Source organism: Microcystis aeruginosa NIES-843, from assembly GCF_000010625.1.
Classification (GTDB): domain Bacteria; phylum Cyanobacteriota; class Cyanobacteriia; order Cyanobacteriales; family Microcystaceae; genus Microcystis; species Microcystis aeruginosa.
The window spans coordinates 36,128-50,124 of record NC_010296.1; the positions used below are offsets into that span (position 1 = coordinate 36,128).

Consider the following 13,997-nt stretch of genomic DNA (forward strand, 5'->3'; position numbering starts at 1 on the left):
TAAACTTCCCTGATATCAAGATACTCAAAAAGATAAAACTGCTAATGGAGACCATCAATAATGCAAAGTATTCACGCCTTAAAACAACTCTATGAGCTTGATGACTCTCAATGGCTAGGAGAAACCATTAGCTTGCTTAGAAATCATCAATTTCAACAGCTAGACTTAGAACATTTAATCGAGGAATTAGAGGATTTGGGCAAAGAAAAGAAAAATGCGGTAGCCAGTCTTTTAGAACAGGTTATCCGCCATTTATTATTACTACAATACTGGACAAAAGAAACAGAATATAATACAATTAATTGGCAGGAAGAAATTTATAACTTCCGTACTCAATTAAAGCGAGAGATGACGACCAATCTCCGCAACTATTTAGAGGAAATCCCTAGATGATAGCAACTACAACAATTTCTCCTCAATTAACCATTCCACGCCTAGAAAATGGGGATAAGCTTACTCGTCGTGAATTCGAGCGTAGATATAAGGCTATGCCAAATCTAAAAAAAGCAGAACTCATTGAAGGAATTGTTTATATTATGGCTTCTCCCCTAAGAATTACGAATCATGGCAACCCTCATGCGCGTATTATTACTTGGCTAGGTAACTATTGGTCAAGTACACCCGGAACCGAATTAGGTGATAATTGTACGGTTCGTCTTGATACTGACAATGAACCTCAACCCGATGCACTATTAAGAATTAAAAATGGTGGACAATCAACGATTAGTGAGGATGGTTATGTCGAAGGTGCGCCAGAGTTAATCGTCGAAATTGCAGCGAGTACCGTCTCCCTTGACTTACATCAAAAACTTAATGTTTATCGCCGTAACCAAGTGCAAGAATATCTAGTCTGGCGAGTTGAAGATGGAGAATTTGATTGGTTTAGATTAACCAATGAAGAATATATTAAACTTGAACCGAACTCAGAAGGGATAATTTGTTCCCAGATCTTCCCTGGATTATGGTTAGATAGGGATGCCTTATTAGCCGGTGACTTAGCCAAGGTTTTAGAGGTTTTGCAATTAGGAATAGCTACGCTCAAACATCAATCTAGTTAGAGTAATCTAAATTCAACAAAATCAAGACGGAGATAATCAATTATGCTAGGTGTTCATCAATTAAAACAACTCTACGAGCTTGATGACTCTCAATGGCTAGGAGAAACCATTAGCTTGCTTAGAAATCATCAATTTCAACAGCTAGACTTAGAACATTTAATCGAGGAATTAGAGGATTTGGGCAAAGAAAAGAAAAATGCGGTAGCCAGTCTTTTAGAACAGGTTATCCGCCATTTATTATTACTGCAATACTGGACTAAGGAGGCAGAATATAATATAATTCATTGGCAGGAAGAAATCTATAACTTCCGTACTCAATTAAGGCGAAAAATGACGGCTAATCTCCGTAATTATTTAGAAGAAGAATTAAACTATATTTATGAAGATGCGTTAGGTTTCGTCAAAATCAAAACAGCGAATACTGTGATTTTTCCCTCTCAATGTCCTTACTCACTAGAACAATTACTAGATCGCGATTGGTTGCCATAAAAATTAATTAAACAACAAAAAGAGATGAAGAAATTATGTTAATCACAAAACCCCGCTTTCAAACCTTTGCCGAATATCTACAATATGAGGATAATTCAGAGGAATCTTATGAATTATTTAACGGAGAATTGGTAGAAATGCCACCAGAATCAGGACTTAACTTTCAAATTGCTAATCGTCTTTTTCTAGTCTTTGCTTTAATGCTAGGAACCGATAGAGTCAGAGGACATGGTTTAGAATTAGAAGTGAGAGGCGAACCGAAAAACCGTTATCCTGACTTAACCATTATTCGAGAAGAACATATTCAATTACTCTCCCAGAGAAATACGATTCTTCTTTCCATGTCACCCCCCTTATTAGTCCTTGAAGTGGTTAGTCCGGGGGAAATCCAAAGAGAGAGAGATTACATCGCCAAAAGAATTCAATATCAAGATTGTGGGATTCCCGAATACTGGATCGTTGACCCCCAAACTCAAACCATTTTAGTCTTAGAATTAAGAGGAAATACTTATACAAAAATCGGTAATTTTAGCAATGATGACTTAGTAAAATCTCCTGGATTCAAAGAATTAAACTTAAAGGTTTTTGATGTATTTAATTCTTAATTTTATCGGTTAACCCAAGAATTAAAAAATGATGAACGGCTTAACTATTCCCGGATTAAAAGAACTACAAAAACAAACGAAAGGCGCATCAGAAATAACCGTCGCCATTCTTGATGGTGTAGTTGATACCGACCATCCCTGCTTCAATGGGGCAGACCTAACCCGTTTACCCACCCTCGTCCAGCATCAAGCCACCGCGGGGCAAATGTCCACTCACGGAACCCATATTGCCAGCCTCATCTTCGCACAACCCAATAGCGACATCCAAGGTATTGCCCCCCAGTGTCGAGGCCTACTCGTACCCGTCTTCTCCGACGATAACCGTAAACTCTCCCAACTCGATTTATTGGACTTTGGACAAAGAAAAACAGATTTGCGTAAAACTTACGCAAATAAAATTTGAGGCAATATCTCCTTTGTCTCAGCCAGAAAAAAAGCTGAAAAATAGCGGTTCTTAAGGTCTTCTTAGCAAGACTTAGGGAACTTTCATCTTTTCTTTTTTACTTTTTGCCCACATTCCGCACCCTAAGTGTCACAACGTCTCAAAAGAGGAAGGGGCGCGAGTCAAAATACTTATCTAGAGGAGTGAGTTGGCGGCAAGCTGCCGGCAACTAAGCCGAAAATTTCAGAGTTCCCCCAGTCATTCTCAATAAACAGTGCTTGTTGAGAATGACTAGGCAATCAGACTTAACATCTAGGGGGAGATGTTCCAGTTGCTCGCTTTGTTTTGTCACCCCTTGAAGTCAATCCATCTGGTCAAGATAAGAGATAATATTCTTGGCAAGGTTTGGGGAAAAATCTCAAAATGTTGCGCCTCTCATCCGTTAAGTTGCTAATCTTTTGATTGTCTTGAATACGTAGGAGATGAATCCCTTGAAAGTTCTGAAATATCCAGCGTAATGTTGGTCGGTCAGTTAACTTACCCAACGGATTTTTCAGTCCCGTCTCCTGCTGTTTTAAACTTAAACGAAGTTGTCTTTGACCAATAGTATAAACCAGCAGGCACAAGCCCATGAGCATGGCCATGACCTCGATTCTATGGGGAGATTTGAGAAAGACACTGTGGGCAAAAAAGCAGGGGTCTTTGAGAAAAGAAAATCCTCTTTCCGGAGCTTGTTGCCCTTTATATTTTTTGAGTATATCCTCACTGCTTAATCGTTGTTTCTCCAAATCGTTAGTTGCTAAAACGAATCGTCCTGCTCGTTTCTTTAGCCTCTCAATGGCGGTCAAATTCAACTCTAATTTGGCTTGAACTTGATAGCTTTGAGAGGGTAAATCGTCTTTTGATTTGAGTTTTGACCCCTGGGACTCAGGCGGAATGAGATTGACTTTAATCTCCGTTAACTGATGAGATTTTAAGGAGTCAGATAATCCTTTGGCTATCGCCAACGCCACCGCTCTATTCTCAAATTCTCTTCGGGATAGTTGCCGGATTTTTTCTTGGGCAGAATTCTTTTCCTGCTCGATTTTTTTCTCTAATTTTTTCAAGTCTGATTCTTGTCTAGCTTGACTTTCAACTAGCAACCATCTTTGTTCTATCCCCCCATAGTTAGAGATGGTTTCCCGCCAGGAATAACCCGGTATTTCTGAATCGGTTAACTCTTTTTCTGAGATGCTATCAACCAACTCTTGAGCCTCTTTAATGCTTAATGGTACTCGAGACAACCAACGCATTTCTTTCATTAGTTTTAAATTCTCTTTGCTATAGAGGGCGCTATCGCCGACTATTAAACTGTCAAAGTCAACTTGTTTTTTAAATTCTCGGGCGATTTGACCAAAAACCGCTTTGTCCGCTTCATTTCCGTCCCCTACTTTCAGGAATAAAGGTACATCTCCATCCCCACTTACGATTAAGTCAATCATAAATTGTTTTAAGTCAGGTCTTCGGTCGCGGGAGTATCCGTAGGTAATTTTTATTGGCTGTTGTCTGGTTTCAATTTCTTCTCCCACTGCTCCTGATTTCAGGATTTCTACTGTTGGGTATTCCTTGTTATATTCTCCTTCTACTGATAGAGAAGTCGAATCTAAATGGGAGTTCTCGGTTGCTACACCAAATTTTTTCACGGCCGCTAAACTAATCAGTAGGAAAATGACCGAAACATTAAGTTGATAAAGTTTGTCCATTACTCGACCAATTTTATCATCATTCAGGTGTTTTGGTTCGATGCCCTCTCCCAGCAGATGTTCGGTTGCTTTATCTTCAAAAAATTGAGGAAATAAATACAAGGCTCGGGAGACAAATCCCAATCCATTCAGGATAATTGCTTTCACGACTTGCCCCGCTGTGACAATTTCTCCTCGCTCAATTGAGACTTGTTCGTTGATAATTTCAACGATTCCTATTTCATCGATAATTCCGGCTACTAATCCCAGATGGTCTAGATTTTTGACTTCAATTTCTGTTGATTGATTCATGGTCGAACAGTCCACTCGCCTCAGTTTTCCAACAATTCCTATTGGGACTTAAACAAAACCTAAGACAAAAATAGCTTCAAACCCATACAGAGAGATGACTTAAGTTCAAACAACACTCAATCTAGTCTTCTTGAGGGTTTCAGTCATTTTTTTCTTATTTACCTCTTTCCCTTATTCAGAGGGTTTTTCAGTGCTTTTATGGCTCGAAAAGTGTCTAAGTCCCACTATTTTTTCATAATTAGGGTCTCAAAGCCCCCCTAGCGGCCACCGAGAAAACCTTCACCAGCTAAGTATTTTTACTCAAGTCTCTGGCGGGGGACAGCTTATGTGACAGTTGAGGGTGCGGAATGTGGGTTTTTGTCTGTTTTTTGATAACTTGATGGCGGGTTCGTGGCACTTTTTTATAACCTTTAATTCGTCCAGCCGAATAACCTCGGCGTTTGGGAGATTTGACCAAAGTGCCAATCTCCGAAATTATTCTGTAAAAGTCTCTTTGAACCAAGCTGGGTGTAATTTCTACCGATTCACTTTTTTTCAAATACTGCTCCCAAGGACGGGGTAAAACCAGAGCTAATTTCCTAGTTGCCCATAAATTTACAGCAGCTAATAGGGTGAGTTGAACCCAATTTTCCTCATGATTAACTTCAGGGGTATAATAGGCATTCAGCAACAATTTTTGTTGACCAAATCGAAAAAGATGTTCCAGATCATAACGTTGTCCATAAGCCTCATAACATTCTTGAAGACTTAACTCATAACGACGAGAACCAATAAGGATAAGCCACATCGGTTTCCAGACGGCTTTACCAGTTTCATCACTGACAATAATTTGTAGTAAGGTAAAGGGATGAGAGTGCATTTCATAGTCGGATGTTCCCCTCATTAGCATTTGTTTCCAACCAGAGATTTTGAGATTAAGTTCACGTCCCCTTTTAGTCGTAAAAGTTGATTGAATGATTTCATCTGGTTCGAGCCAAGTTGTCTCATCTTTGAGGTCAAATTTATCCCCATACCAACGGGGATGACCCGGTTGTTTGGGAGAATAATCTTCAGGAATAAATTGCCGATAAAAGACCCGATTACTTCTCCCTCGTGTGAGGGTAACTAAATTATTTTGCTTGACTTGTTCTCCAAGAAAACCTCGCTGACTATAGAGACTATCAGCGACTAAAACTGATAATTTATCTTTCCAGGGAACTGAGGAATGGTTCAGGATTTTTTTGACTTGGTTACTGGCCACAGAAATGTCTTTTTCTCCTGAAGATACTCGTTGTCCTGACAGGGGAATTGCCCAAGGCACGTTTCCCGTTTCACTTCGTTCTGGCAGAGCAGCAATTACTGAATAAGCATGACCAATATTGATGGGTTTATTGCCTTTGATAGTATTGGGTTGATAGATATACTTTTTGTCTTCTAGAGTCGCCGAATAAGGTCTTGGACAAGGAGTTACATCTACTCCAAATAAATAGAATTGTCTAGAAACGGGGGGAGGAATAGTAGCCGAAACGACTGATAATAAGCTATCAAATGCTTTTTGATAATTGTCATTTGTTGGACTTGGTAAAAACTCTTGAATCCCTTTATATAAACTGTTATAATCTCGACGAAATAAAGGGTTCAAAGATAATTCGGCAACTGTTGAAGCTTGTCGATTCGACGAGAGGGAATCCAGCAATTCCATGACCGTCTCGCGTCTCGAACCAAGGGCGTTATAGAGTTGCCTTCTCCACTTCAAAAGTTCTTCGACATCAGGACAAATTTCTTGACTTTTCATCGGAAAAAATATATGAGAAATTAATCTGCGTGAAATATACGCAAATATTCTTATAATATAAGAAGCCCCCAATCTGTAAGCTGATGCTCAAATATAATTTCTTGAAGACGAACCAAGAAGCTGGACTTAGAGCCAAACAAATCAAGGCTACTATTCGTAAGTTGAAGCAAAAAATCCAGAAAATCGAAGCAGAAGGAGAAGTCGCTCCGCCCCCTTGTCATGTGATTCGTTATCAAACTAAGCTTTCATCAAAAAATTTACTGGTATTATAAACTACAAAGCAACGAACCGCTTTTTCCAACAGCAACTGATAGTAACAAAAAAAGTAAATATTTATATTTAGGTAAAGCTGGAAGCGAAGCTCATCTTGAGGCGGTGGAAAAAGTAGCTCGAAGAAGTCTTATTGACGAATTAGAGAGAGTTATTAATTCTCTCCATGAAAGTTACTTGGATGTTTGTTTTGGAGGGGAAACGGAGCCTGACCCTTCTTATTATAACGAGGGATTAAAAGAGGAGTAACCCTTTCCTCTTTGATGTGAGACTGACTAGGCAAAATTAAACGCAAATTAAATTTGCGTAATATTTACGCAAATTTAATTTTTTTTGTCCAAAGTCCAAAAAATCTCCTGGATTCAAAGAATTAAACTTAAAGGTTTTTGATGTATTTAATTCTTAATTTTATCGGTTAACCCAAGAATTAAAAATGATGAACGGCTTAACTATTCCCGGATTAAAAGAACTACAAAAACAAACGAAAGGCGCATCAGAAATAACCGTCGCCATTCTCGATGGTGTAGTTGATACCGACCATCCCTGCTTCAACGGGGCAGACCTAACCCGTTTACCCACCCTCGTCCAGCATCAAGCCACCGCCGGGCAAATGTCCACCCACGGAACCCATATTGCCAGCCTCATCTTCGCACAACCCAATAGCGACATCCAAGGTATTGCCCCCCAGTGTCGAGGCCTACTCGTACCCGTCTTCTCCGACGATAACCGTAAACTCTCCCAACTCGATTTAGCGAGGGCGATTGAACAAGCCGCCGAAAAAGGGGCAAAAGTGATTAATATTAGCGGCGGGACCCTCACTGATATGGGAGAAGCCGAAGACTGGCTAATTCGTGCCGTCGAGATGTGTAACGAGAGAAATATTCTTCTCGTTGCTGCTGCTGGCAATGATGGCTGTGAATGCCTCCAAGTTCCAGCAGCCCTTCCCGCCGTCCTCGCGGTGGGTGCTGTTGATGCTAGAGGCCATCCCCTCGACTTTAGTAATTGGGGGGAAACCTACCAAAGCCAAGGCATCCTTGCCCCTGGAGAAAACATCTTAGGGGCAAAACCCGGAGGCGGGACTGTGCAACTGAGTGGGACCAGCTTCGCCGCGCCCATTGTGGCCGGAGTAGCCGCCTTATTACTCAGCTTGCAGGTGCAGCGGGGAGAAACCCCCAATCCTCACGCAGTCCGGGAGGCAATACTAAAAAGCGCCCTCCCCTGCCAATATGCAGACAGCGAAAATGAACCAAAATGTTTAGCCGGAGTATTGAACATTTCTGGGGCAATTAAACAACTAATGGGACTTAAACGCCAAATAAAGATCAAATCGAGTATAATCGTTAAAGAGTAAGCACTTTACGTTGAAAGATCAGCGATGAAAGAGACAACCCCAGCCGCGATGCCCCCATGCTTTGACCGATGGTGTCGGCGGTTTGACAATTGCTTCAAAAACGAAGCGCAAAAAAACGGCTTCAGACAATATTTAGGGTCTGCTGAAAAAGTTTTTCCTAGGGGCAGGGTGTAGGGTGTGGGGTGTGGTGCGATTCGTTGGCTAGAAACTAGACAGTAAGACGTTTAGAGGATTAGCCGCTTGGTAAATGTAGTACCTTGATAACTTTATAACCCTACAGGTGCGGGTTAGTAATAACCTTAGTCCTGTCCTCTAGATGCCTAGAGTGACGGCATTTCCTGCTGCTTTAGACTTGGTACATCTGAGGTAGTGAGCGAGGAAAAAAAAGCGGTATCTGATAGCCTAAATCAGAAACCCGTTGAGCCAGAACCTATGGATAGCCCTGGGGCGAAGATACGAATTAACCATCGTCAACACCCACGAGCCAAAAGGCTGACAGGCTCGAAACAAAAGTTAACAGAGTTGGGGCTGATAGCTCATACCACTATCAGTAAGGCATTCCCGTTACTCTGTTGTGGACAGTATCATCCTAAGGGTTCAACCAATGGTTATAGGGAACGAAGTAACCCTGATTGACTCTGCCCGTTCGGGGCAGTAGGAAACCATCCGCAAGTCAATAGAGGGAGAGGATGTCCTTAAAAGCCAAGGCTTTGAGTAATATCAAAGATATGCTGACAAAGGACGGGTAACTAGGAAGTCTAAGCAACAATCAACGGTCATATACGCCCTAAAACCAACAATCTTGTCTGGTGGGGATACAGCCAAGAGGGTTGAATAGACAAGGAAATAATAATTCCCATTATTATTCTACTAATGACAGTAGCCTAGTTACTCAGGAGCCGGATACGGCGAAAGTCGTAAGTCCGGTTTTGAAGCAGGGGGTGGGAAGGCGACTTCCTGCTCTACTGTAACGGGTGTGGGGTTTGACCGATTTTGAGGGGGTCAATTACCTAATTTTCAGGGAAAAAGTCCCTGAATTTACCCCTGATCACTCCCATATCTGGTACTTTTTGAGGGGAAAAAAGTCCAAAAGTCTTATCCAACAAGGTTTTTAGATTTATTCAGCCAGCCCTATTTAGGAGGATTATTAGGGGAAAGTGAGAGGAAAAACCTCACTCAAATGGCCAATAATGCCGTCGGAGTAGTTTATAACCGATTACATCACTTTTTGACCGAATCTCCCTGGTCAGACCGTCAGGTGAATGAATGTCGGTTGCAAGTGATGAACCAATGCCGCCAGACGCAAATCCCCCGAGGATTTTCCCTGATTGTCGATGACTCAGGACATCGAAAAAGTGGCAATCTGACCGCCGGAGTTGGCAGGCAGTACCTAGGAGAAATTGGCAAGACAGACAACGGAATAGTCGCCGTCACTACCCATCTCTACGACGGCAAAAAAAGTGTCCCCCTAGACATTGAAATTTATCAACCGGCTAGTTCCTTAGCCGAGGGGAAAGAAGACAAAGAATTTAAGAAGAAACCAGAGATAGCGATAGATTTAATTGACCGGAGCTTAACCAGAGGCTATCGACCGAAAATCGTCTTAATAGATGCTGGTTATGGCAACAACACAAATTTTCTCAAAGCCCTGGAAGAAAGAAAGCTAAAATACTTAGGAGGATTGGCAAAAAATCGAAAAGTAATTATTGAAAAAGAAGGGGGTGTGGAAGAAACAATCCAGCTTGAGCAACTAGCAAAAAGCCTATCAGAAAAGGATTGGGAGAAAATCACCCTAAATCTAGATAAAGAAAAAACGGTTTGGGTAGCGGTATTCAGAGCGAAAATATCTCAACTAGAAGGAGAAAGGAACTTGGCGATCGTCATGAATGCAAGTTCAATGGAAAAAGCCACAGAGGTGGACTATTTCATCACCAATGTAGTTGAGGCAGATACAGTAACAGCTTCGTGGATAGTGAGGACTTACACCGAAAGAAATTGGGTGGAAGTATTCTACCGAGAAGCCAAAGGATGGTTAGGGTTAAGGGAATATCAAGTCAGGGATAAACGAAGCTTACTTCGTCATTTTATCCTGGTGTTTTGTGCCTATACATTTATCCTGTGGCATAAGTTAACTGGGGGATTGCAAAGGCAGTGGGCGAATCGACCTTTAAACACTTTTGTGGAAGCCTTGGAAGCTTTTCGGACAGCGATGTCTTTCCGTTTCTTTGAGTGGCTGACCGAGAATCGGGATGTGTTTGCCGCTTACAAAGCCAGTTTAGGCTTTGTTTGGGCTTGAAATTTGTTTAAGTCCCAATAACAGGAGAAACCATGTCCGAATCTGTGGAAACCCAAGCAACAGTAGAAGCATCAGGCTGTGGCTGCGGTGGTACGCCCGAAACCCCTGAGGCTGAACGCCAAAAACTCGAACTGAGTGCCGCAACTAGCGCACCGGTAATTCCCGTCGCCCAAATTCCCAATCCTGTCATCACCTCTCAAGGAGTATCTATGCCCGAAACCACTAATAAATCTGTTACCCCTAGCCAAGCTGCTGAACCTGCTGGCGGAATCGTCTATGCCATTGGCAGCTTGGGCTATGACTTCGGCTCCGAAGCCCGTCGGGACACATTTAAACAACTGATGCCGACAGCGGTAATTGGTGGTATTGAAGTTCCCTCTAATCCCTACGATGCCCGTCAGATGGTGGATTACCTGGCTGACAACCTCTCGGAAGCTAAATCCTTAATTTGGACCCTGAACCTGGAACTTACGCCAATTTACGCCATTGAACCCCTTGGCTCTTTTTCCCGCGAAGTTTATGCGGCTTTACAGGAACTTCTTTCGGGACAAGTGCAAGCAGAAGACAGCCCCGAATATATCCAGCGTGTTAGTATTCCTGGACGGATTACTGGACGAACAGTACGCCTGTTCTCAGGACAAGTTGTTCCCGTCATTGAACCGGATAGCCCCCGGGGAATTTATGGTTGGCACGTTAATACTTTAGTCAGTGCGGCAATCGAAGCTGTTGGTGCAGAACAAACAGAAGCCCAAGAAAGCCAAATGCGCCGCACTTTGAGTAGTTTCCTCAACCGCATCTACTACGATTTACGCAATTTAGGGCAAACTTCCCAAGACCGCGCCCTCAATTTTGCTGCGACTAACGCTTTCCAAGCAGCGCAAACTTTTTCTGAGGCTGTGGGTGCGGGGATGGAACTCGATAGTATTAATGTTTCTAAGAGTCCTTTCTGTCGGCTGGATAGCGATTGTTGGGACGTACAGTTAAAATTCTTCGACCCGGAAAATAGCCGCCGCGCTCGTAAAGTCTTCCGTTTTACCATTGATGTCAGTGATTTAATTCCTGTCACCTTGGGCGAAGTTCGTTCCTGGTCTTCTCCTTATTAGTCCTTTCCCCTGCGCTGACTTCTGACTTCAAGTACAGGCGAAGCATTCGGATAGGAAATCTAAGGTTTCAGCGATAGGTTATGCCCGAATGCTTCGCCCCTACCCCCATTATTTACCCCAAAACAACCGTGAGACTTCCCAAACAATCTGCTCCCGTCAAACGACCCCATTTTATTCATCCCCATGAATGCGTCGATATTGTTCATGGAGATGGCGAAGACTTGGTATCTATCCTGGTGAAGTTGGTTCATGGAGCTAACTACAATGATCCGGCTCAGTTTCAATACCCTCACTATGGCTATCTGAAAATGTCCTCTTTTGGCGGTTTTCGTTATTAGTCAAGGGTAGAAAATATAGTCTTTATTAATCTGTCATTAAAAGGCAATCTGCCGTAACAAATAATGACAGCATGAGCAACACTGAAAACCTAGATTCACCTACTCACCTATCACTCCCATTTTATGACGGCAATTCCTGTTGATTTAGTCATTGTGATTGATACCAGTGTCTCCGTTAAAGCGGAGGCCGAAGGATTGAGTCAGGCGGCGGAAACGGCGATCGCCAACGCCCGTTCTCACTGTCCCTCAGACCTGCGAGTGATCTGGCTGGGGATCGAAGGAACCTGGAAAAACACCCAATTTGAGCGCACAGTTCGAGACTATCTAAGCAAAACCTGTGCCATTCCCGAATCAGCCTTAAAAAGCCGAAAAAAAGGTGAACTCCCATCAGGGGGAGCCCAGGAAGATGCGGCGCGGGTGATGCAAGATCTTGCCACTCATTTTGATTGGCGGACTGGGGCGAAAAGGGCGATTTTTTATCTAGGAGATGAAGCCTTAGATGCAGGCGGGGACAAAACCCTTGCCAAGGATATTGAAGCCGCTAACCAGGCGATTCAAGGAGCTAAAACGGCGCAAGTGATCATTCATACCTATTGTGGTCAATCTAAAAGTCGCTATCGTCACACGATTGAAGCTGAATATGCTCGCGTCGCCCAAGAAACTGGGGGTCAATCTTTCACCGCTGAAGGTTCTCTCAGGGATTTTGCCACGGTTCTCGAACAAATCATTTGTGGGAGTCAATCTCTTCCTCAAATCCCCTTAACCGAACCGCAGAACAACGATACGCCAACAACTGCTTTAGCAACTGACGGCGATCCACAACCTGTATTACAACAAACTCATGGAGAGCATCAAACTATGTCTAAATCCAAAGATTCTACAGAATCAGCAGCCGCTGCTGCGAATGTTACTCAACCCACCCCAGAAAAACCCAAGACTGACCAACCAGAAACAACTGAACCTAAAACTAAATACATTCCCGCCACTGGTTTAGAAGATTACGGACGCTGGAAAACCATGTTCAAAGACCGCAAGGCGAATCCCAATGATCCGCCGTTTCGTCGGGGTCGAATCTGGTCTTAAACTTTGTCCATTTTTCCTGCAAAACTTTGTCTATTTTTCCCGCAAACAAATTGTTTAAAGTTGACAATAGTTAACAGAAAACTCTTGACAAAGATCGTGTAAAGCTTTTAGTGTTATCGACAACTACCTTTGGAGTAACTTACGATGAAAACCCCAAAACTGACCCCTCGCATTACCGCCCCGGTTCAACGAGACAATATCAGTACCGTTCCTAGTGATGGTAATGTGATTACCCCTGCTACCTTCTGTGATTTAGCCACCAAGCAATGTTATCCCTTTGCGGGTGACGACGCAGTGTAATTTGTTCTTCCTGGCAGGTAGGCAGTCTTTTTTTACATGAATTGTTCGCGCTTGCCTACCTGACAAAACCATTAATCTTCAGGTTCTATCCCCAAGGCCCTTAACTGTTCCGCTAGGCGATCGGCTCGTTGTCGTTCCTGTTCGGCTCGTTGTCGTTCCCGTTCAGTAGATTCCTGGGAAGTTAACAACAAGTTACCTTCCCCATCCCACCAGCGAAGCCAGGGAAAGAATTGATTTTGGTATTCTCCCTGCCAAATTCCTAACTCTACCTTTAAAGGAACAATGGGATAATGACCGCGCTGATTAGGAGTCATTTTTTGGTAACGACCATTAACTAACTGGTACATCTCGATCTGGGCCTTGTTAACTTCATAAATCCCATAAAAAGGAATTTGAATCGCTCGCTCATAGATCCAAAATTTACCCTTAACAGGCGTTTTATCCCGTTCTTCTTCACCATTGCCCGAGACAAATTCTAAGGCAATGACTGGTTCAATGGTTTCTTTCCACATCACGAAGGAACGCCGGACTTGACCCTCAATCGTTGTGGGGACATGGGGAACATAAAACCAATCGGGAGCAACAGCACCCTTTTCTAGGGATTCTGGATACTCTGGCAATCGCCAATAAATCCCACAATCTCGACCCAGACAGTAATTACCGTCAGGATGTAATTTGTCCAAAATGGGCGTGATCGTATCCGTTAAAAGGTCTGCCTGGGGAGGCTCTTGATAGTTTTTCACAAAACTTCCATCTTTATCGGGGAGTTGGGTGTGATCGGGTAAAGGGGAATCGCAATAAACCGTTGCAGAAGGGTCCTGAATTGTGGTTGAGGGTTGTGCCGTTGGGGTCATTGAACTCATCTTTAATTCCCCTATTTTTGTTATCTAGCTTTTATTCTATAACTGTTCTTGA

Annotated in this window: 14 protein-coding genes and 3 pseudogenes; 14 read left to right on the forward strand and 3 right to left on the reverse strand. The window is 42.8% G+C overall.

What is annotated here, in order from left to right; all coding sequences use genetic code 11:
- Window positions 1–60 precede the first annotated feature (60 nt).
- From MAE_RS00225 to MAE_RS00245, 5 genes and pseudogenes are all read left to right on the forward strand, one after another.
- Window positions 61–381 (forward strand): annotated as a pseudogene (locus tag MAE_RS00225) (DUF29 domain-containing protein); the annotation flags it as partial.
- An 8-nt stretch (window positions 382–389) separates the two neighbouring features.
- Window positions 390–1,058, forward strand: coding sequence for a Uma2 family endonuclease (locus MAE_RS00230; RefSeq protein ID WP_002753010.1), 669 nt, complete (start codon window positions 390–392; stop codon window positions 1,056–1,058).
- 42 nt (window positions 1,059–1,100) lie between these two features.
- Window positions 1,101–1,547, forward strand: coding sequence for a DUF29 domain-containing protein (locus MAE_RS00235; RefSeq protein ID WP_012263814.1), 447 nt, complete (start codon window positions 1,101–1,103; stop codon window positions 1,545–1,547).
- A gap of 35 nt (window positions 1,548–1,582) precedes the next feature.
- The gene (locus MAE_RS00240) at window positions 1,583–2,152 is read left to right on the forward strand and encodes a Uma2 family endonuclease (protein ID WP_012263815.1); all 570 of its coding nucleotides are present in this window, start codon (window positions 1,583–1,585) and stop codon (window positions 2,150–2,152) included.
- A gap of 31 nt (window positions 2,153–2,183) precedes the next feature.
- Window positions 2,184–2,555: a S8 family serine peptidase gene (locus MAE_RS00245; RefSeq protein ID WP_012263816.1), complete on the forward strand. Its 372-nt coding sequence runs from the start codon at window positions 2,184–2,186 to the stop codon at window positions 2,553–2,555.
- A 353-nt stretch (window positions 2,556–2,908) separates the two neighbouring features.
- Here the strand turns inward: MAE_RS00245 and MAE_RS00250 are convergent, their stop codons facing one another.
- Window positions 2,909–4,567, reverse strand: a complete 1,659-nt coding sequence (locus MAE_RS00250) for an IS1634 family transposase (RefSeq protein ID WP_012263817.1) — start codon at window positions 4,565–4,567, stop codon at window positions 2,909–2,911.
- 286 nt (window positions 4,568–4,853) lie between these two features.
- Window positions 4,854–6,341 (reverse strand): NF041680 family putative transposase, encoded by a 1,488-nt coding sequence (locus tag MAE_RS00255; protein ID WP_012263818.1) that lies wholly within the window; start codon window positions 6,339–6,341, stop codon window positions 4,854–4,856.
- 83 nt (window positions 6,342–6,424) lie between these two features.
- Between MAE_RS00255 and MAE_RS34575 the strand changes: the two genes are divergently transcribed.
- The 9 genes and pseudogenes from MAE_RS34575 to MAE_RS27875 all read left to right on the forward strand — a co-directional run bounded on the left by MAE_RS34575 (window position 6,425) and on the right by MAE_RS27875 (window position 13,082).
- Entirely contained in the window at window positions 6,425–6,613 is a 189-nt protein-coding gene (locus MAE_RS34575; RefSeq protein ID WP_012263819.1) for a hypothetical protein, read from the forward strand.
- A gap of 103 nt (window positions 6,614–6,716) precedes the next feature.
- On the forward strand, window positions 6,717–6,860 hold the full coding sequence (locus MAE_RS34580) for a hypothetical protein (RefSeq protein ID WP_231859621.1): 144 nt from the start codon (window positions 6,717–6,719) through the stop codon (window positions 6,858–6,860).
- 184 nt (window positions 6,861–7,044) lie between these two features.
- Window positions 7,045–7,914 (forward strand): annotated as a pseudogene (locus tag MAE_RS00265) (S8 family serine peptidase); the annotation flags it as partial.
- 72 nt (window positions 7,915–7,986) lie between these two features.
- On the forward strand, window positions 7,987–8,136 hold the full coding sequence (locus MAE_RS33050; protein ID WP_012263821.1) for a hypothetical protein: 150 nt from the start codon (window positions 7,987–7,989) through the stop codon (window positions 8,134–8,136).
- 886 nt (window positions 8,137–9,022) lie between these two features.
- Window positions 9,023–10,258 (forward strand): IS701 family transposase, encoded by a 1,236-nt coding sequence (locus MAE_RS00270; RefSeq protein ID WP_080506913.1) that lies wholly within the window; start codon window positions 9,023–9,025, stop codon window positions 10,256–10,258.
- A 17-nt stretch (window positions 10,259–10,275) separates the two neighbouring features.
- Window positions 10,276–11,361: pseudogene (locus MAE_RS00275) on the forward strand (PatA/PatG family cyanobactin maturation protease); the annotation flags it as partial.
- 80 nt (window positions 11,362–11,441) lie between these two features.
- Window positions 11,442–11,699, forward strand: coding sequence for a cyanobactin biosynthesis system PatB/AcyB/McaB family protein (locus MAE_RS00280; protein ID WP_002753002.1), 258 nt, complete (start codon window positions 11,442–11,444; stop codon window positions 11,697–11,699).
- A gap of 123 nt (window positions 11,700–11,822) precedes the next feature.
- Window positions 11,823–12,782 (forward strand): cyanobactin biosynthesis PatC/TenC/TruC family protein, encoded by a 960-nt coding sequence (locus MAE_RS00285; protein ID WP_012263827.1) that lies wholly within the window; start codon window positions 11,823–11,825, stop codon window positions 12,780–12,782.
- A gap of 144 nt (window positions 12,783–12,926) precedes the next feature.
- Complete coding sequence (locus MAE_RS27875) at window positions 12,927–13,082, forward strand: anacyclamide/piricyclamide family prenylated cyclic peptide (RefSeq protein ID WP_002797475.1); 156 nt, start codon at window positions 12,927–12,929, stop codon at window positions 13,080–13,082.
- A 71-nt stretch (window positions 13,083–13,153) separates the two neighbouring features.
- Here MAE_RS27875 and MAE_RS00290 read toward each other — a convergent pair whose 3' ends face one another.
- Window positions 13,154–13,945, reverse strand: coding sequence for a Uma2 family endonuclease (locus MAE_RS00290; protein ID WP_041803577.1), 792 nt, complete (start codon window positions 13,943–13,945; stop codon window positions 13,154–13,156).
- Window positions 13,946–13,997: the final 52 nt, after the last annotated feature.